The organism is Allomesorhizobium camelthorni (assembly GCF_011045125.1).
GTDB classification, from domain to species: Bacteria; Pseudomonadota; Alphaproteobacteria; order Rhizobiales; family Rhizobiaceae; genus Allomesorhizobium; species Allomesorhizobium camelthorni.
Window position 1 is genome coordinate 31094 of the sequence record NZ_JAAKZF010000022.1, and the last position, 22079, is coordinate 53172.

The window sequence follows — 22079 nt, forward strand, 5'->3', positions numbered from 1 at the left end:
CGCGTGGTCTATTTCGCGTCGGCCATGGTCATGGGGGCGAAGGAAAGCTCCTTGCAGAAGGCAATGAGGCGCGTAACGGCTTCCGATCCCGGCTGGACCAAAATGGGGTCGGTGCCAATCAAGGTCGCCACGGCCTGCGCTTCTCCCTGCCAGTCGAGGATGGGAGCAGCGATGGCAACAAGGCCGGGAATGAATCTGCCTTCTACCGAGGCGTAACCCTGGGCGCGAATGGTCTCGACCAGCTTATCGATATCCCGCTGCGTTGGCACGAGATCCGAAGCGATTGCCGGGTTCTTGCGGGCGTGGCGCATCTCGGCCTCGCGGATCGCTCGGAGTGGCGCGGGCGGCGCCCAGGCGAGGAAGGCGCGGCCCGTGGCGGAATTGAGCAGGGGCAAGGTGGTGCCAAGGCCCATCGAAGTCACGGTAGGCGATGCCGCGCGCTCCCAGCGGATCACCGTCGCACCCTGATTTCCCCAGACGGAGAGCAGGGCCGTCAGACCCGACTCCGTGCACAGATCGGGCAAGGCGTCGGAGGCACGGTTGACGAAATCATGCCGGGCAAGTGCCGAAAGGCCGAGGGTGACCGCGCCAGGACCGAGATCGTATTTCCCGGAGCGGCCGGCCTGTTCCACAAGACCCGCATGCTGGAAGGAGGCGAGGTAACGGTGAACCTTGCTGGGCGGCATGCGGCACTCGCGGGCGAGCTCCGACAGCGACGCCGGTCCGCGGCGTTCCATCATGGCGCCGAGGAGCCGCAATGCCGCGTCGAGCGATTGGATGCCGCCCGTCTGCCCTTCGCCCTTATCGCCCCTGGCCATTGTCTTCCACCATTCTGCGCAATGCTTCGATTTCCGCGGCGACCATACCGTTATCGGTGCGCTTGAACAGCGCCCGCAACTCGCTCCCCACAACCGTGATGTGGCCGCCGACGCGCCCTTCATAGGAAAGACGCAGGGTTTTGCGGCCCCATTCCTCGACGGAAAGGGTGAGGGTCAGGACATCGCCGTCGCGCATCGGCCGACGGAATTGGGCGCCAGCCTCCATTAGCCCCAGGCCAATGGCTCCCAGTCTTTCGCAGAGCGCGCCATGCCCGCCGAAACGCCTGAGCCAGTCATGGAAGGTGCGGTCGAACCACGCGTAAACGTGCGGATAAAAGACGATGCCGGCGGGGTCGCAATCGCCAAAACTGATCGCCCAATCAAGGCTGTGCACCGTCATAATTTTCTGCTCCATAAAAAGCATTGCATAATCTGGAAAATAACCTATCCTTCTAGTCTCGGTCTGTCGAGTGAGTTTGGGAGGAGGCATGGCTAGGCTGTCCAGCGTCGAGATCTTGGGCGGAGGCCCCGCGGGGCTCTATGCAGCGATCCTGTTGCGACGTTTCCTGTCGGACGCGCGGGTGCGCGTGACCGAGCAAAATCCAGAGGGCGCGACCTTCGGCTTCGGTGTGGTCTTCTCTGACCAGGCGCTGGATTTCCTCAAGGCCGACGATCCCGAGACCCATGATCTTGTGACGCCGCGCATGGAGCGCTGGCGGAACATGACGCTGAACCTGCCCGCTGGGCAGGTGATCCTCGACGGCGTCGGATTTGCCGCCGTCGGCCGGCTGGAGTTGATCGAGATCCTGCGCAAGCGGGCCGAAGCGGTCGGCGTGGAAATGCGCTTCTCGTACACAGTGACCGCGCTTGACGAATTGCAGGCGGATCTGATCATCGGGGCGGATGGGCTGAACTCCCTGGTCCGCCGTTCGCGCGAGGCGGAATTCGCGCCGGTGCTTGAGCACTTCAGCAACCGCTTCGCATGGTTCGGCACGGAACGCCCCTTCGACACGCTGACCCAGACCTTCGTGGAGACCGAGAAGGGGGCGCTGAACGCGCATCACTACCGGTTCGCCCCGAACCGCAGCACCTTCATCGTTGAATGCGATGAGGCCACCTTCGGCGCATACGGCTTCTCGGACATGGACGAGACGCAGAGCGCGCGGCTGTGTGAAACGATCTTTACCGACGTTCTGGAAGGCGCGCCGCTGATCACTAACAAGTCGATGTGGCGGCAGTTTCCAAGGCTATGGTGCCAAAACTGGGTCGCCGGACGGCATGTGCTTTTGGGCGACGCCGCCCATACCGCGCATTTCTCGATCGGTTCCGGCACCCGGCTGGCGATGGAGGATGCCATCGCGCTCGTCCGCTCGCTGGCCGCGCATGACGATATCGATGAGGCGCTGGTCGCCTACCAGGCCGAGCGGCAGCCGGTCGCCAGGAAGATTGTCGACGCCGCCAACACCTCTGCGAATTGGTATGAGAGCTTCGCCGCCAAGATGGCCCTGCCGCCAGTCGATTTCGCTTTCGACTACCTGACGCGATCCGGCCGCATGGACATGGAGCGTCTGCGCAAGATCGCGCCGGGCTTCATGGCCCGCTACGAGGCCGAGAAGGCAGCGGTTGGCAGCGCGCTCGCCGACCCGGTGAAGGACGATGCGCCCGGTGCCGTCGAGATCGGCTTTGACAGGGCGGCACACCCGAACTGCTCGGCCATCCTGTGGAACAATCTCGCCCGCAATGCGGACAAGCCCGCGGTGATTGGGCCGGCTGGTACGCTGACCTATGCCGAACTGGTGGCCGAGGCGGCGCGGTGGGGCAACGCCTTCATCGCCGCCGGGCTGAAGCGCGGAGACCGCATCCCGTTCTTTCTCGATGACACACCGGTCTATCCCGCGGCCTTCTTCGGGGCGGTGCGGGCCGGTTTCGTGCCCGTGCTGCTCAATATCCAAACCACGCCCGACGTTCTGAATTTCTTCCTGCAGGACACCGGCGCACGGATCGCCCTATGCGAGGCGTCCCTGGCGGACCGTTTCGGGCCGGAGACGCTGAAGGGCACCGCGCTGGAACAGGTGGTGATCGCGAACGGCACGGCCGAGGGGGCAGGGCGCATCGCAGCCGCCGACTTCCTCGCCGGCCAGCCGCAGACGCTCGACTGTGCCGACACCGGCCCGGACGACATGGCGTTCTGGATGTACTCCTCCGGCTCCACCGGTCGGCCCAAGGGCATCGTGCACCTGCATCACGACATGGCCTATACGCAGGCGTCCTTCGGTGAGCACGTCTTGAAGCTGCGTCCCGACGACATCTGCTTCTCGGTTCCGAAGATCTTCTTCGCCTATGGTTTCGGGAATGCGATCACCTTTCCCTTCTCGATCGGCGCGACCGCGCTTCTGCTGCCGGGCCAGCCTCGCCCCAACGCTGTGCTGGACGCGATCGAGCGTTTTCGTCCCACGGTGCTCTTTGGCCTGCCGACGCTTTACACCGCACTGGCGCGGGCCGAGGACGTGGAGGCGCGCGACTTGAGTTCGCTGCGCCAGTCCATGTCGGCGGCGGAAATCCTGTCGCAAGAAATCTATGTCTCCTGGAAGGCGCTGACGGGTCACGGCCCCACCGAGGGATTGGGTTCGACGGAGATGCTGCACATCTATCTTTCGAATAGCCTCGACGATCACCGGATCGGTTCTGCCGGCGCGTGCGTGCCAGGCTATGAGGTGCGCCTCGAGACGCCCGACGGCAAGCCGGCCGGTCCCGGCGAGGAAGGCGTGATGTTCGTGCGCGGCCATTCCTCGGCACCCTGCTACTGGAACCGGCCGGACAAGACCCGCGACACCATGCGGGGCGATTGGCTCTACACCGGCGACCGCTTCATCGAGAAGGACGGCTATTACTACTTCCAGGGGCGCGCCGACGAGCTGATCAAGGTGTCGGGCCAGTGGGTCTGGCCGCTGGAGGTGGAGCGCTGCCTTAACGAGCACCCCGACGTGCACGAATGCGCCGTCATGGCGCATGAAATGGCAGACCGCCGGATGACGCTGAGAGCCGTGGTGCGGTTGCGTGATGGCAAGGCCGGGAGCGAGGAGCAGAGCGAAGCCCTGCGCGCCTACATCAAGTCGCGGCTGCAGCCATACAAATATCCGCGCATCGTCGAGTACGTCGCCGACCTGCCCAAGACCGGCACCGGCAAAATAGACCGGCAGGTATTGCTGCGGGTGAAAGAGAAAAGTTTGTGACATCGCCGGGCCGGAGGCCCGATGGGTCGAACACGAGCCGGCATGCCGGTGAGCCGGGAGGCTCCGTGCAACGGTTCGCCAGGCAGTTCTTATCAACGGGAGGAATGAAATGAAGATCAGCAGCTATTTATTCGCAGCCGGCCTGGCGCTCGGGCTCACCGTGCCCGCCGCCGCGCAGGTCAGCTCCATTGCGACCCCGCCGCAGGGATCGGTATGGAACACCATGTCGTCGGTCATCGCCGGTCAGGCGCGTGAAAGCAGCGACCTGCGCATGGTGGTGCAGCCTTACGGCGGCAATGCACAGATGATGCAGGCCCTGAACGAAGGCATCGCGGAATTCGCGCTCAATGATGTCAATGACGCCATTTCGGCGGTCGCGGGCAGCGGCGAATATAGCGCTGCGATGCCCAATCTGCGTGCCGTAGCGCGCATCAATCCCTTCCCGGTAGGGCTTTACGTGAAGGAAAGTTCCGGGTTGACCGCGGTAGCGGATCTCACAGGCAAAAGCGTGCCCTCGGGCTGGGACGGCTTTCCCATCGCGCGATCCCACATCACCGCCATCCTCGCCGCCGGTGGGCTGACCTGGGATGACGTCAGCCAGGTCCCGGTGCCGGAACTGATCCGCGGCTCGGATGACATGGCTTCCGGGCGTGTCGACAGCGCGTTCTTCGCCGTCGGCGGACCGAAGGTTGCGGAGATCGACGCCTCGGTCGGCGGCGTGCGGTTTCTGACCGTCGAAGCCAATGAAGAGAACCTTGCGAAGATTCGGGCGGTCCGCCCGGCCTTCTACTTCTCCGAAGTTACCCCCGCCCCGCCGCGCGTGGGCGTCAAGGAGCCGATGATGTTCGTGACCTGGGACAATGTCCTCGTCGCGGGCAGCCACGTGCCGGATGAGCAGGTGAAGCGCTTCTTGTCCGTCGTCTTCGACAACATCGAAGCGATCGGCAATGCCTACCCGCCGCTCAAGGCCCTCAATCTCGAGACCGCCTACAAGAGCTACCCCGGATTGGAATACCACCCTGGCGCCATCGCCTTCTTCGAAGAGCGCGGTGTCGAGCAGTCGGACTCCGAATAATCTTTAGCTTTGCGAGGGGCGGCTTCACGCCGCCCCGGTCGACCTGGATCGGGAGGGCATAGCGTGACCGAAAACATCCCGCAAATCGCATCCGGAACCCCGGAAGATGTGAGCGGACCGGCATGGGTCCGGCGCCTGGTCCATGCGCTCGCCGGCACCCTGACCCTGGTCGCCGTGGCGCAGGCTGCCGATCTGCCGTCCCGGCTCGGCTACTCGTACTATACCGAGCAGTTCCTGGCGGTGATCCTCGGCTTGAGCCTTGGGCTCGTGTTCCTTGTCCGCCGGGCACGGCAGTCGGAAGACGCAACCAATGCGCCGCCAATCCCCGATCTGGTCCTTGCCGCGCTCGGCCTCGGCCTTTCCTTCTATGTCGCCTGGGCCTATCCGGTTCTTCTGGGCAGCGCCATGTCCTTGCCTTGGGACGCGCTTGCCGTCGGCGGCTTGCTGTTTCTCCTCGTGCTGGAGGGGCTGCGTAGAACGGTGGGCATGACGCTCGTGGTCGTCGTGCTGGCGATCGTGATTTACGGGCTTATCGGCCATCTGGTGCCAGGCATCCTGCAAACCCGCGAGGTTCAGGCGCCGCGCATGGCCGTCTATCTCGCCTTCGATCCAAACGGCCTGTTCGGAATAACGCTCAACGTCGCCGCGACCGTCGTCGTCGCCTTTATCCTGTTCGGGCAGCTTTTGTTGCGCTCGGGCGGCGCCGATTTCTTCAATGACATCGCGCTCGCCACCATGGGCCACAGGCGCGGCGGCTCCGCGAAGATCTCCATCGTTGCATCGGCCCTGTTCGGCTCCATCTCGGGCGTGGTCGTGTCGAACATCGTTGCGACCGGCGTGGTGACGATCCGGCTGATGATCAATTCCGGCTTCCGCCGCACCACGGCGGCCGCCGTGGAAGCGGTGGCCTCAACCGGCGGGCAGATCGCGCCGCCTGTTATGGGCGCAGTGGCCTTCCTGATGGCCGATATCCTGCAAAAACCCTATTCGGAAATCGTGGTAGCAGCGATCGTGCCTGCGCTGCTCTACTACGTCGCGCTCTATGTGCAGGCCGATCTGCAAGCAGCCAAGCACAATATCAGGCCGGTGGAGGGCGAGGAGATCCCGCCCGTGGGCCGCGTCCTGTCGCGCGGATGGGTTTTCGCACTGCCTTTTGCGGCGATCGTTGCCGCGCTGTTCTGGTTCAACCAGCGGGCCGAGACAGCGGCTCTGTGGGGTGGCGGTGCGGCCCTGTTGATCGGGCTTTTCATGGGCTACGGCAAGTCCCGCATGTCGATGCGCGACCTCTGGCGTGCCGCCGTCGAAAGCGGTCAGTCGATCATCGACATCATCATGATCTCAGCGGCTGCCGGTTTCATCATCGGCGTGCTGAATGTCACCGGTCTCGGATTTGCCGTGACGTTCGCTCTGGTCGACCTGGGGCAGGGCAACTTGTTCTTGCTGTTGCTCATTTCCGCTGCGGTCTGCCTCGTGCTCGGCATGGGCATGCCCACCGTGGGCGTCTACCTGCTTCTCGCCGTGCTCGTCGCCCCCTCGCTGATCGAGACGGGCGTGGAGCCCATCGCCGCCCATCTCTTCATCTTCTATCTCGGCATGATGTCGATGGTGACGCCGCCCATCGGCATCGGCGCTTTCTTCGCCGCCTCCATCGCCAAGGCTCCGCCGCTCGCGACGGCCTTCGAGTCGATGCGCTTCGGCTGGACTGCCTATATCATCCCCTTCCTCTTCGTCTTCTCGCCCGCCCTGCTCTTGATCGGCGATCCGGTCGAAATCGCAATCGCGGTCACGACGGCGATCCTTGGGGTCTATGCGATCTCGAGCGGTTTCGTTGGCTGGCTGCATGGCCCCGCCGGCATCGTCCGGCGCATCCTGACGGGGCTTGCAGGCGCGGCGCTGTTGCTGCCGCCGGGAATTCTCGGAGCCGCAACGCTCTGGATCAACGCGGCGGGCTTTGCCGCGCTGGCTCTGCTCTGGCTGCTGGGGCGAGACAGGCAAAGCGCCGTTTCCGTTCCCCACCCTGCGCAATGACGCATCGACCGCAGCAACATTGCTAACTGGCTTCAACAACAAGGAGACACGAATGTCCTACGTCTTTTCTCCCGCACCGGTCGCGACGGTGGCAGTCGCCGACAACCCGGACAGGTTTCCGGTGCGGCGCATCTTCTGTGTCGGGAGGAATTACGCCGCCCATGCCCGCGAGATGGGCAAGGACCCGGAGCGCGAACTGCCGTTCTTCTTCAGCAAGCCGGCAGACACGGTCGTGGATGCGGGCGAGACCGTTACCTATCCGCCGCAGACGGAGAACTTCCATTACGAGGCGGAACTGGTCGTGGCGATCGGCACGGGCGGGCGCAACATTCCCGAGGCGGATGCACTGACGCATGTCTGGGGCTATGCCATCGGCAACGACCTGACCCGGCGCGACCTGCAACTCCAGGCGCGCGACAAGGGACGGCCCTGGGATTTCGGAAAGGCCTTCGACCGCTCCGCCGTTATCGGCCCGGTTCATCCGGTGGCGACCGTCGGGCATCTGGACAAGGGCGCGATCCGGCTCACCGTGAACGGCGAGACCAGGCAGGACGCGGATCTGACCGAGCTGATCTGGTCGGTGCCCGAGATCATCTCGTTCCTGTCGCATTCCATTGCGCTCGCGCCGGGCGACCTGATCATGACCGGTACGCCGGCAGGCGTGGGCGCGCTGGTGCCGGGCGACGTATGCGTGGTGAGCATCGAAGGGCTGGGCGAGATCGCTACCCAGATCGGCCCCAGAGGATAACGATGACCCTGACGCTGCACAATTTCTTCCGCTCCTCGACCTCCACGCGGCTGCGCGCGGCGCTGAACCTCAAGGGCCTTGACTACGACTACGTGCCCTATGTCCTGCGGCGGGGAGACACGCGCAAGCCGGAGTACCTGGCGATGAACCCGGCCGGCCTCGTGCCGACGCTGGAGCGCCCCGACGGCACTTATCTGACGCAATCGCTGGCGATTATCGAGTGGCTGGAGGAAACCCATCCCGAGCCCGCCCTTCTGCCGTCCGATCCCGATGGCAGGGCGCGGGTCAGGGCGCTGGCGCTGATGATCGCCTGCGAGGTCCATCCGCTCAACAATCTCCGGGTGCTGGGCTATCTGGCAGACCGCTTCGGCGCCGATGAGGCGGCGCAAAAGGAATGGTTCACCCACTGGGTTGAAACCACCTTCGATGCCCTTGAAAAGATGTTGTCGTCGGACCCGAGGACCGGCGCATTCTGCCATGGCGACGCGCCGGGGCTCGCCGACCTCTGCCTTTACGCGCAGGTCTGGAACAATCGCCGCTTCGACATCGGCACGTCGGCGTGGCCGACGATCGGCCGCATCTTCGAGCGGCTGGACGCAATCCCCGCCTTCAGTGATGCCGCACCCCCCAACCAGCTGGACGCTACCTGACACCAATTCGCAACCAGGAGGACGCGCGGTGCTCGACAAAGAAGAAGACACTCCCGCCAACGAAATGCAACCCGAGGACACACCTGAGCTGCGCGCGCTCTACAAGGGCTTCGAGGAGCAACATCTGCTGCCGCTCTGGACCCAGCTCGGCGACCTGATGCCGATCCATCCCAGGCCGCGGGCCGTGCCGCATGTCTGGAAATGGGCGGACCTGCTGCCGTTGGCGGAGCGGTCCGGCGAGCTTGTGCCGGTCGGGCGGGGCGGCGAGCGGCGGGCCATCGGCCTGGCCAACCCGGGGCTTGGCGGCCATGCTTATGTCAGCCCGACGCTCTGGGCCGCAATCCAGTATCTCGGCCCCCGGGAGACCGCTCCCGAGCACCGCCATGCGCAGAACGCCTTCCGCTTCGTGGTCGAGGGGGAGGGTGTCTGGACCGTGGTCAATGGCGATCCGGTGCGCATGAGCCGCGGCGATCTGCTCTTGACCCCTGGCTGGCATTTCCACGGTCATCACAATGACACCGACAAACCCATGGCCTGGATCGACGGGCTCGACATCCCCTTTGCGCAGCAGAACGATGTCGGCTTCTTTGAGTTCGGATCGGGCCGGGTGACCGACTACGCCACGCCGCGCTTCTCGCGAGGCGAGCGGCTCTGGTGCCATCCGGGCCTGCGTCCCCTGTCCGGGCTTCGCGACACCGTCAGCTCGCCCATCGGCGCCTATCGCTGGGAGCACACGGACCGCGCCCTGACCGAGCAGCTCCTGTTGGAAGAAGAAGGGCAGCCCGCGACGGTGGAGCAGGGCCATGCGGCCATCCGCTACGTCAATCCCACGACCGGCGGCGATGTCATGCCGACGATCCGCTGCGAGTTCCATCGCCTGCGCGCCGGCACGCAAACGCCAACGCGGCGGGAGGTGGGCTCGTCCGTCTTCCAGGTGTTCGAGGGAGGGGGCGCCGTCGCCATCGATGGGGTGACGCATAAGCTCAATATCGGCGATCTGTTCGTAATTCCGTCCTGGGTGCCGTGGTCCCTTCAGGCCGAAACCCAATTCGATCTGTTCCGCTTCTCCGATGCCCCGATCATGGAGCGGCTGAACTTCGCGCGCACCCACATCGAGGGCAGCGATTGATGGCTGAGAGCATCGAAGAGGCGCGCGCCTCCCTTCGAGCCAGGCAGGGCAATGGCGCCCGATACGACGCGGCCGCCGCACCCGCCCACCAGCTCGATTGGGCGCGGCGCGGCACGGCCTATTTCGCACGCCTCCTCAACGAGCTGTCGGACCGCGATCTCGATGCGCCGTCGGCGCTGCCGAGGCTGTCCCGGCGCCACGTCATTGCGCATGTCGGCTACCACGCCCGGTTTTTAAGCGAAATCGTCGCTTGGGCCCGGACAGGGCAGGAGGCGCCGTTTCCAAAGGCGGCGCAGGTATCGATGAGCGACGTCGCCCTCGGGGCCAGCCTGCCGTCGCGCGCGCTCCGCTATCTCTTTGATCATTCCGAAGTCCACCTCAATGTCGAATGGCGCGACTTGAGCGATGCCGTCTGGGGCGCTTCGGTTCAGGATGTGGCGGGCCGGCGCATTGCGCTGCGCGAGACGCCGGTAATCCGCGCCCGTGCGCTATGGCTCCACGCGGTGGATCTGGGAGCGGGCAGCCGGTTTGCCGACATGCCGCCTGACTTCATAGATGCCTTGATCCGGCACCATGCGGCGGCTTATTCCGGCAAGGTCGCTTTCGCGCTTTCCTTCTCAGACCGGCCGGAACCGCTCGTAATCGGGGACGCGCCCGAGATCACGATCACGGGACAAGCGACGGACGTCGCCCGATGGCTCTGCAGCCGGGGCGTTCGGGAACTGCAGATAGCCGGCGGCACGCTCGCTGAAGCGCCTTGCTCAACTCTCGGCCTTATTGACGCGGTCGATCCCTGGCCCGCGGTCTAGTTGGGCGGCATTGCGAAGCCTTTTGGGAGGCCGCCGACTTCGCGGCTCGCGCTGCCAGTCACGCCAAGCAGATATCTGGAGACTGTTGCTCACGAAACGTGGAGGGTTCAACACGATCCGCTGCTCGCGGTAGGGGCCGGCGAGAATGTTGTGCACACTTCGTCGATAACGACCGCCGTTCTCCGGCCCGCCTTGCTATTCCGTTCGATGTCGCCGTGCGGTGGTCGATCCGCCTCACCCCTGCGCCTTCATGTCGAATACCGAAACCACGCGCCCCTCGGCGCGGAAGAACCGACGCAACTCGTCGACATCGGGACACTCGGGAGCGGGGGGTACGTCGCCATCCGATCGCGGTTCGGCGAGAACCGCGCATGCGAGCAGGGTCGTTCCAGCCTCGACCACCCCGCGCAGTTGTGGCAGCAGGGTCCGCGCCGCCATCACGTTCGTGTTGGAAAGCGGGCTGATGACCTGGGCGGCGCGCGCGTCATAGCCGACGATCACGCTCACGTCCTGGGCTGTTGCGACCTCGGCGCGGCCGGCGGAAACGGCTTCGCTCCAGGCCCCGAAATCGGGTTTGGGAACTGCAAAGCCGCCCTCGACGACCTCCAGTCGGCGCGGGGTAGTCACTTCGTGAAGCCGGACATGCCACCGTCCCGTCGGCACGAGCCAGGTCTGGACGATGACGTCCTCATAGGGCCGCCATCTCGCGTAGATGCGATCGCCGGCGATCAGCGCCGCCTCGCTGCTTTCGCGCATGCGCAAATGCAGGCCATCCTCGGACAACCCGAGCATGCCGTCGCAGGCTGCGCTCGGAAAGTGCCGGTCGTTGCCCTCGAGCGAAAATCCGTAGCGCGTCGAGTAGGCAAATTTCCCGTATTTTTCCGGCGTGCCGCGCCACCGGGCGTATTCCTGGCCTGATGCCAGCGCCACGACGTGACCGGGAAGATGTTGCGCCACCATGCCTGGCTCTGGCAGGGCAACCGGGCTTTCGAAAGTTTCGGGGCCTTCTTCCGCGCAAGCCCAGAACGGATGATCTCCCGGAAGCGCCAGCGGCAGAAATGCCTTCATCGCCCAATAGGGCGACCCGGCGGAATTGTAGCCCTCGCTGATCATGAGATTGGGATAGGCATAGCCGATGGAGAGCACGCCATCGCGGTCGAACATCGGCTGCCTTGCCCACCAGCGCAAATTGCGTAGGTAGTAGCCCTTGATCTGCCCCCAGGGAAGCGCTTCAACGCTGGCGAAGGCGAGCGCGCCCCAGAAGCCGGCGTGGGCGAAACGGTAGGTCAAGCTTCGGCCGAAGGGCAGGGCCGATCCATCCGGAGCGTACCAGTGCCGGATCGAGCGGGCGAACTCCCCGGCCCGCTCGCGATACCGCGCCGCGCGCTCCTTGTCGCCCGAGAGCGCGGCGTAGATCAGCCCGTAGTAGTGAAACGCAAAGGGAATATAGTGGTCCGCGCTGCGGATCGGTCCGTCGCGATACCAGCCATTGCCGATTGCAAAGCCCTCCAGACCGTCGAGATAGGCCTCCCGCTTCCTTGGATCCACCTCGACGCCGCAATGCGCCAGCCCCAGATCGATCAGCACCCGGAAGAATTTCCAGTTGCTGTCGACGAACTCATGCTCGCGCCCGCTGATGAGATAGGCGGCAATCCGTCGCTTTGCGGCGGCGTCCAGCGGGTCCCACAGTTGGCCCTTCGCGATGCGCAGCGAAAAACCGATAGCCGCCAATTCCACCTGGCGCTGGTCGATGTCGGAAATGTCGCCCCAATAGTCGGAGTGATCGGGATCGGTCCCGTTGCTCAGTCCCTCTCGATATCGTGCCCAGTGCTCGAAGTCGCCGCCGCCAGCGACCAGCGGCGCTATGCCCCAGAGCGGACGGGCGAAACCTTCGAGCTCGGCCGCCGCCTGGTCGAAATGCGCCGCGGCTGCGCTCAGGCGCACCCGCGCCGCGGAGGCCGAGAAATGAGGAAGGAGCGGCGAAAAGAGCGCGCCAACCGCGCGCTGGACGTCGGCGCGGGTGCGGAACTGATTGCCGGCGAGGGGATTTTGCATGTTCGGAATGCCGGGATGCGGGGGCCGGCGATCGGGACCGGCCCCGCGTTCTTGTTTGTTGTGCTAGTTGATGTCGGCGACGCCGGCATTCATCTCGGCGATGCCGTCGTCGATCGGCGTGTTGTTGGTCATGATTGCGTCATGCACGCGGTTCAGCACAAGCTCGTATTCGGCTGCCTTCAGGTCCACCGGCATCTCGAGATAGGTGGCCGTGGTAGTCAGAGCCCCGGCGCTGGCGGGGTCCGCAGGAAAGCCCGGCGTGGAGGCGATCAGCTTGACGGACTTCTCGTCGCGCAGTGCCGGAACAGTTCCGGTGCCCGCAACGATCGCGGCGCCCTCGGGCCCGGAAACCCAGGCGACGAAATCCTTGGCCGCATCGATCTGCTTGGAATTCGCGTTTACGCCCAGCGACGTCACCTGACCGGCCGTCGCGCCCGCCGCGATCCCTTCAGGATGCGGGAATTTTACAATCCCCCAATTCTTCGCGGTCGATTCGCCCGACGCGACCTTGGCGATCTGTGTGCCGATGAACCACGTTCCCATCGGCAGCATGGCGATCTCGCTGGCGAACCAGGGACCCGAGTAGTGAGTCTGCGACGTCTTCAGCGAGGCGTAGGAGCGGACGATGCCGTCCTCCTGAAGTGCAAGGGCGCGCTCGTACCAAGGCTTGAGGAAGCCGTAATCCTTGGCAACGAGCGTGTGCTCGCCGCTCTGGATCGCCGGGAGCTGCACGGTGGAGCGCCAGGTGTGCAAATGCGCGCCGAAAATCTTGTCCGGCCCGAAGCCCTTTGTGACGGCGCGCGCCGTCTCGTCGAACTGGGTCCAGGTCATGTCGTTGGTCGGGTAGGGGACGCCGGCCGCATCGAACGCGTCCTTGTTATAGTAGACGATCCAGAAGTCGGTGCGCATCGGCAGACCGTATATACCGCCGTCGACGGTCAGCGACTCGATCAGCCCGCCATAGCCGGAGGTGTCGGCCGGACGGATATCGGCCAGGTTGAGCAGCCGGCCGGTGTTGACCATCTGCGCATAGCCGGGGACGTCCTTGATCGAGACGATGTCGATATCGCCGCCGCTACCGGTCAACTGGGTCATGACCATCTGGTTGTAATCCGCGGAGCCGAGATCGGTATGTTCAATCTTCACATCTGGGTGGGCCGCCTCATAGGCGCTGATCAGCGGTTTGTAGTACGCAACCTTATCCCAGTCCCACAGGGACCAGTTGAGGGTCACCTGCTCCGCCATGGCCTGGCCATGGGCAAGCAGCACGCCTGCCGCGGCGAGTACCGCGGACTTGATCAAGCTCATTTTGGTCATTTTCTTCTCCTCCATCATTTTGAACAATTACGCCGACTGCGTTGCCGGTCTTCCCGCTTTCCCTTCCCCGGCGGCGCTCCCGGTGTGCGAGAAGCCGAATTCGACTCCCTTGAGCACGGCAAAGCTTGTAACCAGAGCGCCGAGGGAGAAATTGACCAGCACCGGTAGAAAGACCGATGCGGGATAGAAAAGGACGTGGGCGAGCCAGAGCAGCGCCACGAACAGGAGCGCCGCCAGGCCCGGAAGGGGCCGCGCCAGCATGCCGGTCGCCGCGACCTTCGCCATATCGCGCAACGATCCGTGATTCCCCAGCGCCAGCACGACGAAGAGATGTGCGAGCCCGAGTGGCAGGAGAATTGCAACCACGACGGCGACCGTGAACGGCGCCACGAACAGAAGGTCTGCCTTGGCCGCCTCCGCGTAAGTGCGGACGGCGAGAACGACCAGCGCCCCGGCGCCGCAGAACGAGAGGCCTAGCAGGGTTGCGGTCAGGAATCGTGACCGGAACGCGCTCCAGAAGTCGCGTAGCAGGTAGACGTTGCGGTCCTCGATCATCGCCAGGCAGATGGCGACCGTCGCCATGTAGGCGGCCGGCAGTGTGACGAGTGGAAGCGAGAAGGCGATAAACAGGAGATTGAGCTTGATCAGCTCCCACCACTCGCGGCCGAGCACATGTGCGAGAAGGCGCATGCCCACGGGCTTGGGAGCATCCTTCGGGATGCCCGGCCCTTCGCGAAAGTAGAAATTGTAGACCCAGTTCATGCCCGTTGGTTCCTTGCGCCTGGTTTCAGGCTCCGATCGCCCTTTCGGTTTCCCTGTCGAATAGATGCGCGGATGAAAGATCGGCGGTCAGCGTCAGCCGGTCGCCCGCCCTCGCTTGGCAGCGGGGCGACACCCGCGCGACGATGGAACGGCTGCGGAGAGCGGCGTTGAGATGCACCTCGGCTCCCATCGGCTCGGCGAGTTCGACATCGACCTCGACTGGAACGGTAAGGGCGGGGTCCACATCGATCGGCGGACGCTCGTGGAAGTTCTCGGGGCGCAGGCCAAGCACGCAATCCCGTCCCGCATAGTCGACACCAACCCGGTCGATGAGCCGCGTAGGAAGCGGCAACGAATTGCCGTCGAATTCGGCGACCGGAACGCCATTCTGCTTGCTGATCGTGACCGGCAGGAAGTTCATCTGCGGAGCACCGATGAAGCCGGCAACGAACATGTTGGTCGGCCTGTCGTAGAGTGCCTGCGGCGTATCCACTTGCTGGATATGGCCGTCCTTCATCACCACGATGCGGTCGGCCATCGTCATTGCCTCGACCTGGTCGTGGGTGACGTAGATGAAGGTGGCGTCCAGCCGCCGATGCAGTTTGGTCAGCTCCGAACGCATGGTCGAACGCAGTTTGGCGTCGAGGTTGGAGAGCGGCTCGTCGAGCAGGAACACGGCCGGAGAACGCACCATGGCCCGACCGAGCGCCACGCGTTGGCGCTGGCCGCCGGAAAGCGCCTTCGGCCTGCGGTTCAGCAGATGCTTGATGTCGAGGATTTCCGCGGTTTCGTGGACCTTCCGGTCGATAAGGTCGCGCGGCGCGCGCCGCAGCTTCAGCCCGAACGCCATGTTCTTGTAGACCGTCATGTGCGGGTAGAGCGCGTAGTTCTGGAAGACCATCGCGATGTCGCGGTCCTTGGACGGCACGTCATTGACGATCGTGTCGCCGATGATGAGCTCACCGCTGGTGATCTCCTCGAGACCCGCGATCATGCGCAGCGTGGTGGACTTGCCGCAGCCCGACGGTCCGACGAGGATGATGAACTCCTTGTCTGCGATCTCTAGGTCGACGTCGTGGACCACCGTCAGTGCTCCGAACGACTTGCGCAGTTTGTGTAGTGAAATGCCGGCCATCTTGCTATCTCTCTCTCGTCCCGGCCGTCACCAATACGGGGTCCAGTCGCGCGAAAGGCGCGTCAGACCCTCGAAATAGTAGTAGTCGCCCCAGGTCACGCACTCGTCGACGCCCTCGCCGCGGCACCTGTTGAACGGTGTCTTCTTTGAATAGGTCGCGTGCAGCAGCAGGCCGTTGGAAACGGCCGGGTCCCGTACCGCGTAGTTGCGCCACAGGCTGCCCAGCATCCGCGCGGCGAGCTCGCGCAGATCGCGCGCCCGCTCCGGCCCGACCATTCCCGCCATATCGAGAAGGCCGCAAGCGACGATCGCTGCCGACGAGGAATCGCGCGGCTCGTCCCCCTCCGTGAAGGTGAGGTCCCAATAAGGCACTAGGTCGTCGGGAAGGCGCTTCAGGTAGAAGCCGAGCAGGTTCTCGAATGCCTCGAGATAGACTTCCTGCCGCTCGTAGCGATAGCAAAAGGCCATGCCGGCAATGCCCCAGGCCTGACCGCGCGTCCAGGCACTCTCGTCGCGAAAGCCCTGTTGGGTCGCGCCACGAACAGGGGCGCCGGTTTCGGGGTCCATATAGAAGGTGTGGTGCGTCGAGTGATCGGCCCGGATGGAGTGCGCAAGCGTAGTGTGAGCGTGCGCCAGCGCCTTCTCTCGGTATCGGGGATCGCCCGTTTCCCCGCTGGCCCAGTGGAGCAGCGGGAGGTTCAGCAGGCAGTCGATGATGAAGCGATAGTTGTCCGGCTCCCCCATCCGCCCCCAAGCCTGGATGAACTGGCCCTTTTCGTGGAAACGCTCCATCAGCTGGTCGGCCGCAAGAAGTGCGGCGTTGCGGGCATCCTCGTCGCAGACCAGCTTCCATGCCGCAACGCAGCTGGGCGAATAGAGAAAACCCATGTCGTGATGGTCGGTGGCGATTCGGTTCTCGATGCGGTGCAGGAAGCTCTGGACCTGGATCTGCGCAGCGTAGCGAAACACCTTGTCGCCGGTAACTTCATAGGCGAGCCAGATCGAGCCGGGCCAGAAGCCGGCGGTCCACTGGTCGTTAGGCACCGCCGGATAAAAATTGCTCACGCTCGAATGGTTCTGCGCCGAGTAGGTGAAGGCCGGCAGGTTGCGCCGGACCTGAGAAACAGAGGTGCGGATCGCGGACGAAATCTCGTCATCGGTGATCGCCGCAATGGCGGAGGCAGGACGGGCGGCCGTCTGAAGCATGAATTATCCCTTGATCCCGGTCGAGGCGATGCCCTCGACGAAGAAGCGTTGAAGAGCGAGAAAGACGATGAGCACCGGAATGAGGGAGACGACCGAGGCGGCCATGATCAGCCCGTATTCCTGCGTATATTGGGTGACGAACATCCGGATGCCGATCTGGATGGTCTTGAGCTCGGTCTTGGTCAGGTAGATCAGGGGTCCGAGGAAGTCGTTCCAGGTGTTCACAAATGTGAAAATCGTCAGCGTGGAGAGCGCCGGCATCGACAGCGGCAGCATGATGCGCCACCAGATGCCATATTCGCTCATCCCGTCGATGCGCGCTGCTTCGCACAACTCGTCCGGGATCGACATGTAGAACTGGCGCATCAGGAACACGCCGAAGGCGGTGAATGCCTGCAGGCAGATGAGCGCCAAATGGGTGTTGTTCAGCCCGAATTCTCGCATCAACAGAAACTGAGGCACCATGTAGACCTGCCAGGGCATGGCGATCGTGGCGATGTAGGCGAGAAACAGCGCGTTACGGTAAGGGAAGCGCAGCTTGGCGAAGGCGTAGGCGGCAAAGCTTGAGGTGAAGAGCTGCAGCAGCGTGACGATGACCGTCAGCTTCGTCGTGTTCCAGACGAAAAGCGCGAGCGGGATCTTGGTCCAGATGTCGATGTAGTTCCGCCAGCGCGGCTCGGCCGGTATCCACTCGATCGGAAAAGCGAAGACGTCCCTGTCCAGCTTGAGCGAGGCCGACAGCATCCACACGATGGGAGTAAGCATGGTCAAAGTGACCAGAATGGCCACCGCATAGGTCAGGATGAGCCCCCAGTTCACCCGGCGGCGGGGACGGCGGAGCGGTGTCGTGGCCGCGCTCATGCCGTGTCCTCATCGCGGTCCTGCGTCCAGCGGAACTGGACGATGGTGATGACGAGCACGAGCAGGAACAGCACCAGCGCCACCATGCTCGAATAGCCGAGGTCCCAGGAGATGAACGCCTCGTTGTAGATGTGATAGACAAGCACGAGCGTCGACGTGCCCGGTCCGCCCTGGGTGATCATGAAGATCTGGTCGAACACCTTGAACGACTGGATGATCAGCATCACAGAGACGAAGAAGGTGGTCGGCGCCAACTGCGGCAGGGTGACGAACCGGAATTTCTGCCCGCCCGATGCACCGTCGATGTCCGCCGCCTCGTACAGCTCCGAGCTGATTCCCTGGAGGCCGGCAAGGTAGATCACCATGAAGTAGCCCATGTTCTTCCAGACCGAGAACATGATCACCGTGGCCATGGCCCAATGCCGGTCCGCCGCCCAGCCGGGCAGGTCCGACGGATCGACCCCCAATGTGTAGAGGACCATGTTCACCGGCCCGAATTCGGGGTGGAACATCATGTTCCAGACGACCGCGACCGCGACGAGGGAGGCCACGTAGGGAAAGAAGGCGACCGTCCGGAAGAAATTGCGCCCGAAGATCTTCTGGTTGAGCAGGACGGCCAGGGCCAGCGAGCATATCAGGGTCAGGGGGACGACGAAGCCGGTATAGATGATCGTGTTCCAGAACGCGGCGTGAAAGACCCTGTCCGAAAACAGCTTCCAGAAATTGTCCAGTCCCGCGAACCGGATGGGGTTGCTGCCGTCCCAGTGCATGAAGGCAAGGGCGAAGGCGAAAACGATCGGCCCGAGCGTGAAGACGGCGAAGCCGATGAAGTTGGGGGCAATGAACGAATAGGCAGTGAGTGCGTTCAGCACCTTGCGCCAGCGCCTTGAGATCGGCGCGCGCGCCGGCAGGGGTCTCGTCGGGGTGTCCGCGATGACACTCACTCGGCCCGCCTCCCTTCAAGCGATCCTGAGCCGCAGCTCGCGCCGGGCGATTGGCACCAGAACGCGGTAGATGCGCTCGGGCCAAGCCAGCCGTAGCCCGGGGTCCGCTATTTCGATCTCCTCGACACGCGGAAGCCCCGCGCCGGCGAGCAGGATTTCACCGCGGTCGCCGACGTCGATGCGCCCATCTGAAAGCACCGGCTTTTCGCACAGCATCAGCGAAAGCTCGGCCTGCCGCGCACCGGCATATCTGTCGACGATCTCGACCGCTCCGCCCTTGGTGAGCCGCAGCGTGCGACGGTAATGCGAAAGCAGGGCCCCCTCGGGATAGGCCCCGGCGATGTCCATGCTGATCGATGACACGGCGTCGCCGAGGGCGACCTCGACATCGCGCGCGGCGAACGCTTCGCCGACTTGCTGCCCGACCCCTTCGAAGCTCGGCAGGTTGTGGAATGCGGACTGCATGGTCCAGATCTCGTAGCGCTGCGGCGAGAAGGTTTTGGCCGTGTATGTTTCCACGCCCACATCGATGAGAAGGGGCAGTCCGTCCTTGTAGACCGTCACGCTTCCGACATCGTTGTGGTTGTGCCCGTCGCCATTGTCGCCTGCCTTGGCGGCGACGACGAAGCGGACGTCGCGCGCGACGAACAAGCCGCAACTGGGATAGTAGATATCCGGTTTCTCAACGGGGCTCGGCTCAAAAGCCGACATTTCCCCAGCCGTCGAGATCGCCAGCAGCCGGTAGTAGAGATTGATCTCCTCCGGCAGTTCCGGCCTTTCGTTGCGGGCGGCGTCGGCTGCGGCGAAGGCGCAAAGCGCCTGCGATCCGACGGCCTTGCCGAACAGGAACTCCCGCGCGCCGCAAGGCTCCAGCACCGCCGATGCATCGGCGAAGTTGATGTAGTAGGGGCCTAGCACGTGGGCGTGGAGGACGAACTCCGCCATGTTGCGGATTTTCGGCGCGCGCCAGAGATTAGAGAACACGTTCGGCGCGACCGTATCCATCACCGTGAGCGCGCCGAACAGGCAGAGCGCGGCATGGCGATAATAGAACGCGCCCTCGTCGCAGGCCCCGTCCTCGCCGTAGCCCTTGAGAAAGGCATCGAGGCTGTGCGCCGCCTTGGTGATGACGGCCCGGCGCACCGCCTGATCGGTCGGGCGCGTGAAGGTGCTGAGCAGGACGTTCTGCGTGCACCAGGGCGTCCAGTTTATCATCGGCTCGTCGCCATTGCCCATCCACCAGAAGTGGCGATCGAGATAGGGGCGGGTGATCCGCGTCTCTACTTCCTGGTCGATCCGTGCGACGATGGCGGGGCTGACGGCGTCGAGCACGTCGCCAAGGATTGACGCTATCACCGCGAGTTGGGCACCGGTTTCCGCCGCAAAGAGATCGATCACAGGCCGGGCCGAGTCGGGTAGCGGATCGCGCGCTTGTTCGCGTTCTTGCGCGTTGTGCGCAGGCAGCTGCCAGCCGCTTTCCTCGCAGACTAGGTAAATCCCGTCGATCAGCGCGTCGACAAACCGCGCGCGCCCTTCGACCGCCTCCGCCAGCGCAAGCGTGTTTAGGCGCCGCCGGCGCGCGAAATAGTCGCGTTCATAGCCGACACGGTCCCCGGTCAGGGTGAAGGCGCGATAGCCCTGTGCGGTGAGAACCGGCCACGGCGACCGGAGTTCCGCCTCGGCGTCGGCGATCAGCCGGGATCTCATGATTTCGGGCAAGCCGGTCCAGAACGGACGATCGGCGGAGGCGGGCGCCGGCGCGAACAGAGGCAGGATGTCGCCAAGCCCTTGCAGGCAGCAGGCGACCCGGGGCCCTGGCTCGGCGCGCTGGAAGATTTCCGCCACGCTGGACACGTTTCCTCCCGTCAGGCTGGTCGGCGAATTCTGGCATCGAAATCAGCCAGCGTTGTGTTGCGAAGTCAAGGAAAATTTGCGATAAGTCGCAACATTGCGAAACTAACGCAAAGTTGCGTCCCTGCCCGCCTTGTGCAGGGCTTTCAGAACCGGTACCCGATTGCGATGATCGCAGCTACATTAGGAGGGGGCGCTGATGGCCGAGCATGATGCGCCTGCCGGCGAGGATACGGTCGTCGCATCGCCTGGCCGGGTTACCCTGCGCGATATTGCTGATGCCGTGGGTGTTTCGATCAGCACTGCATCTCGGGCCCTCAATGGCGCGCCCGGCATTTCCGACGCGATGCGCTCGCGCGTCCAAGTGGCAGCGGAGCGCCTCAACTATGCCGGCGCGTCGGCGGGCTATTCTTCGATAACCGTACTTTACGACGTGCATCTCACCGAGAGTGGTGCTGAGTTCATGCAGGCCGTGCAACGCGGCATGGAGAGGAAGGCGCGCGAACTGGGCATCAATCTCTCCATGAAACTCGTCGGCCCCTCCGGCATGGCGCGGCTGACGCCTGACGACGAGACGGCGGGCTATCTGCTTCTGTCAATGCAGCCGGAGGCCCTGATCCAGCTCTTGTCCGAGCGGGCCATCCCGGCCGTCATCGTCAACGGCCGCGAACCGCTCATGCGGCTGGACGCCGTCGCGCCGGCCAACCGGACCGGCGGCTATCTCGCCGCTTGTCATCTTCTGGAGCTTGGGCACAGGAAAATCCTCGCGCTGGGCCATTCTCCACGCCCGACAATCCGCGACCGCATGGCCGGCAACCGCAAGGCCATGCAGGAGGCCGGGGTGGAGGCCAGCGCCGATCTGGTGATCGATCTGGAGGCTATGCGCACCAACCTGGCCTACCACGCGATCAGACAGCGTCTGGAATCCAGGGGCAGCTGCGACTTCACGGCCATCCTGTGCTGCAATGATTCCTGCGCTTTCGGCGCCATAGCCGCGCTGACGGAGGCAGGGCTAAGCGTTCCCGGCGACGTATCGGTGGTTGGGTTCGATGACATTCCGACGGCCGCCCTGAACTCGGTGACATTGACGACCATACGTGTTGAAACCGAGGACATCGGCGCGCGAAGCGTCAATCGCCTCATCGAACGGATCAGGTCCCAGGACCAGCTGGTGACCTATACGGAGACTGCCGTGAAGCTGGTGGTCCGCGACTCGACCGGTCCGTTGAAGAAATAGTGATGCCTTCAACGGCGCCATCAAGACCCTCAATCTCAACGTCAAGCCCCCGCTTCGAGCGCGTCGAAAACCCCTCCGACAAGGTCCCCAGTTCCGCATGTTCTCCGGTGTGAACAAGCACCGAATGTTAACCCTCTAGCCAAAAAGGTCTCAAATACATGACTTTGCTGACAAATTCGCAACGCCGGTGGGGTCGTCATCGACGCCGGTCGTGACCCACT

General features: G+C 64.0%; 18 protein-coding genes and 1 pseudogene. 9 read left to right on the forward strand and 10 right to left on the reverse strand.

The genetic code is table 11. The features are described from left to right. Positions 1–8: 8 nt before the first annotated feature. Together G6N73_RS16690 and G6N73_RS16695 are read right to left on the reverse strand one after the other, a co-directional pair. Positions 9–818: an IclR family transcriptional regulator gene (locus tag G6N73_RS16690; protein ID WP_165029535.1), complete on the reverse strand. Its 810-nt coding sequence runs from the start codon at positions 816–818 to the stop codon at positions 9–11. Continuing rightward, on the reverse strand, positions 802–1242 hold the full coding sequence (locus G6N73_RS16695; protein WP_246252121.1) for an acyl-CoA thioesterase: 441 nt from the start codon (positions 1240–1242) through the stop codon (positions 802–804). Before G6N73_RS16695 ends, G6N73_RS16690 begins: the two co-directional genes overlap by 17 nt. A 415-nt stretch (positions 1243–1657) precedes the next feature. On the opposite strand from G6N73_RS16695, the pseudogene G6N73_RS38295 reads away from it, so the two are divergent. The 8 genes and pseudogenes from G6N73_RS38295 to G6N73_RS16730 all read left to right on the forward strand — a co-directional run. After that, a pseudogene (locus G6N73_RS38295) lies at positions 1658–2263 on the forward strand (FAD-dependent monooxygenase); the annotation flags it as partial. A 147-nt stretch (positions 2264–2410) separates the two neighbouring features. After that, positions 2411–4051 carry a benzoate-CoA ligase family protein gene (locus tag G6N73_RS36920; RefSeq protein ID WP_246252129.1) on the forward strand — a complete coding sequence of 547 codons (1641 nt, stop codon included), beginning with the start codon at positions 2411–2413 and terminating at the stop codon, positions 4049–4051. Between the two features lie 160 nt (positions 4052–4211). Further along, positions 4212–5126 carry a TAXI family TRAP transporter solute-binding subunit gene (locus G6N73_RS16705; protein WP_343044641.1) on the forward strand — a complete coding sequence of 305 codons (915 nt, stop codon included), beginning with the start codon at positions 4212–4214 and terminating at the stop codon, positions 5124–5126. A gap of 63 nt (positions 5127–5189) precedes the next feature. Then, the gene (locus G6N73_RS16710; RefSeq protein ID WP_343044642.1) at positions 5190–7154 is read left to right on the forward strand and encodes a TRAP transporter permease; all 1965 of its coding nucleotides are present in this window, start codon (positions 5190–5192) and stop codon (positions 7152–7154) included. 52 nt (positions 7155–7206) lie between these two features. Continuing rightward, positions 7207–7902 carry a fumarylacetoacetate hydrolase family protein gene (locus tag G6N73_RS16715; protein ID WP_165029541.1) on the forward strand — a complete coding sequence of 232 codons (696 nt, stop codon included), beginning with the start codon at positions 7207–7209 and terminating at the stop codon, positions 7900–7902. A 2-nt stretch (positions 7903–7904) separates the two neighbouring features. Beyond that, positions 7905–8552 (forward strand): maleylacetoacetate isomerase, encoded by a 648-nt coding sequence (gene maiA, locus G6N73_RS16720; RefSeq protein ID WP_165029543.1) that lies wholly within the window; start codon positions 7905–7907, stop codon positions 8550–8552. 28 nt (positions 8553–8580) lie between these two features. Continuing rightward, positions 8581–9681, forward strand: a complete 1101-nt coding sequence (locus tag G6N73_RS16725; RefSeq protein WP_425484098.1) for a cupin domain-containing protein — start codon at positions 8581–8583, stop codon at positions 9679–9681. After that, a complete protein-coding gene (locus G6N73_RS16730) occupies positions 9681–10490 on the forward strand; it encodes a maleylpyruvate isomerase family mycothiol-dependent enzyme (protein WP_165029545.1) in 810 nt (269 codons plus the stop codon). Before G6N73_RS16725 ends, G6N73_RS16730 begins: the two co-directional genes overlap by 1 nt. Before the next feature lie 234 nt (positions 10491–10724). On the opposite strand, the gene G6N73_RS16740 is transcribed toward G6N73_RS16730, so the two are convergent. From G6N73_RS16740 to G6N73_RS16775, 8 genes are all read right to left on the reverse strand, one after another. Further along, entirely contained in the window at positions 10725–12545 is a 1821-nt protein-coding gene (locus G6N73_RS16740) for a DUF2264 domain-containing protein (protein ID WP_165029547.1), read from the reverse strand. Positions 12546–12608: 63 nt separating this feature from the next. Continuing rightward, on the reverse strand, positions 12609–13862 hold the full coding sequence (locus G6N73_RS16745; protein ID WP_425484099.1) for an ABC transporter substrate-binding protein: 1254 nt from the start codon (positions 13860–13862) through the stop codon (positions 12609–12611). A 27-nt stretch (positions 13863–13889) separates the two neighbouring features. After that, positions 13890–14624, reverse strand: a complete 735-nt coding sequence (locus tag G6N73_RS16750) for a DUF624 domain-containing protein (RefSeq protein WP_165029549.1) — start codon at positions 14622–14624, stop codon at positions 13890–13892. Positions 14625–14649: 25 nt separating this feature from the next. Further along, on the reverse strand, positions 14650–15759 hold the full coding sequence (locus G6N73_RS16755) for an ABC transporter ATP-binding protein (RefSeq protein WP_165029551.1): 1110 nt from the start codon (positions 15757–15759) through the stop codon (positions 14650–14652). A gap of 27 nt (positions 15760–15786) precedes the next feature. Then, positions 15787–16965 (reverse strand): glycoside hydrolase family 88 protein, encoded by a 1179-nt coding sequence (locus G6N73_RS16760; RefSeq protein ID WP_165029553.1) that lies wholly within the window; start codon positions 16963–16965, stop codon positions 15787–15789. A 3-nt stretch (positions 16966–16968) separates the two neighbouring features. Next, positions 16969–17826 carry a carbohydrate ABC transporter permease gene (locus G6N73_RS16765; protein WP_165029555.1) on the reverse strand — a complete coding sequence of 286 codons (858 nt, stop codon included), beginning with the start codon at positions 17824–17826 and terminating at the stop codon, positions 16969–16971. Continuing rightward, entirely contained in the window at positions 17823–18770 is a 948-nt protein-coding gene (locus tag G6N73_RS16770) for an ABC transporter permease subunit (RefSeq protein WP_165029557.1), read from the reverse strand. The genes G6N73_RS16765 and G6N73_RS16770 overlap by 4 nt, the downstream gene beginning before the upstream one ends. 15 nt (positions 18771–18785) lie before the next feature. Next, positions 18786–20615 carry a heparinase II/III domain-containing protein gene (locus G6N73_RS16775; protein ID WP_425484101.1) on the reverse strand — a complete coding sequence of 610 codons (1830 nt, stop codon included), beginning with the start codon at positions 20613–20615 and terminating at the stop codon, positions 18786–18788. Positions 20616–20820: 205 nt separating this feature from the next. On the opposite strand from G6N73_RS16775, the gene G6N73_RS16780 reads away from it, so the two are divergent. Then, on the forward strand, positions 20821–21858 hold the full coding sequence (locus G6N73_RS16780; protein WP_165029559.1) for a LacI family DNA-binding transcriptional regulator: 1038 nt from the start codon (positions 20821–20823) through the stop codon (positions 21856–21858). The last annotated feature ends 221 nt before the right edge of the window (positions 21859–22079 follow it).

Excerpts from the sequence above, each read along its gene's own strand:
- G6N73_RS16730 (WP_165029545.1), top strand. The coding sequence starts at position 9,681 with ATGGCTGAGAGCATCGAAGAGGCGCGCGCCTCCCTTCGAGCCAGGCAG.
- G6N73_RS16750 (WP_165029549.1), bottom strand. The coding sequence starts at position 14,624 with ATGAACTGGGTCTACAATTTCTACTTTCGCGAAGGGCCGGGCATCCCG.
- maiA (WP_165029543.1), top strand. The coding sequence starts at position 7,905 with ATGACCCTGACGCTGCACAATTTCTTCCGCTCCTCGACCTCCACGCGG.
- G6N73_RS16740 (WP_165029547.1), bottom strand. The coding sequence starts at position 12,545 with ATGCAAAATCCCCTCGCCGGCAATCAGTTCCGCACCCGCGCCGACGTC.
- G6N73_RS16755 (WP_165029551.1), bottom strand. The coding sequence starts at position 15,759 with ATGGCCGGCATTTCACTACACAAACTGCGCAAGTCGTTCGGAGCACTG.
- G6N73_RS16695 (WP_246252121.1), bottom strand. The coding sequence starts at position 1,242 with ATGCTTTTTATGGAGCAGAAAATTATGACGGTGCACAGCCTTGATTGG.
- G6N73_RS16690 (WP_165029535.1), bottom strand. The coding sequence starts at position 818 with ATGGCCAGGGGCGATAAGGGCGAAGGGCAGACGGGCGGCATCCAATCG.
- G6N73_RS16765 (WP_165029555.1), bottom strand. The coding sequence starts at position 17,826 with ATGAGCGCGGCCACGACACCGCTCCGCCGTCCCCGCCGCCGGGTGAAC.
- G6N73_RS16745 (WP_425484099.1), bottom strand. The coding sequence starts at position 13,862 with ATGACCAAAATGAGCTTGATCAAGTCCGCGGTACTCGCCGCGGCAGGC.
- G6N73_RS16715 (WP_165029541.1), top strand. The coding sequence starts at position 7,207 with ATGTCCTACGTCTTTTCTCCCGCACCGGTCGCGACGGTGGCAGTCGCC.
- G6N73_RS16780 (WP_165029559.1), top strand. The coding sequence starts at position 20,821 with ATGGCCGAGCATGATGCGCCTGCCGGCGAGGATACGGTCGTCGCATCG.
- G6N73_RS16760 (WP_165029553.1), bottom strand. The coding sequence starts at position 16,965 with ATGCTTCAGACGGCCGCCCGTCCTGCCTCCGCCATTGCGGCGATCACC.
- G6N73_RS36920 (WP_246252129.1), top strand. The coding sequence starts at position 2,411 with ATGGCCCGCTACGAGGCCGAGAAGGCAGCGGTTGGCAGCGCGCTCGCC.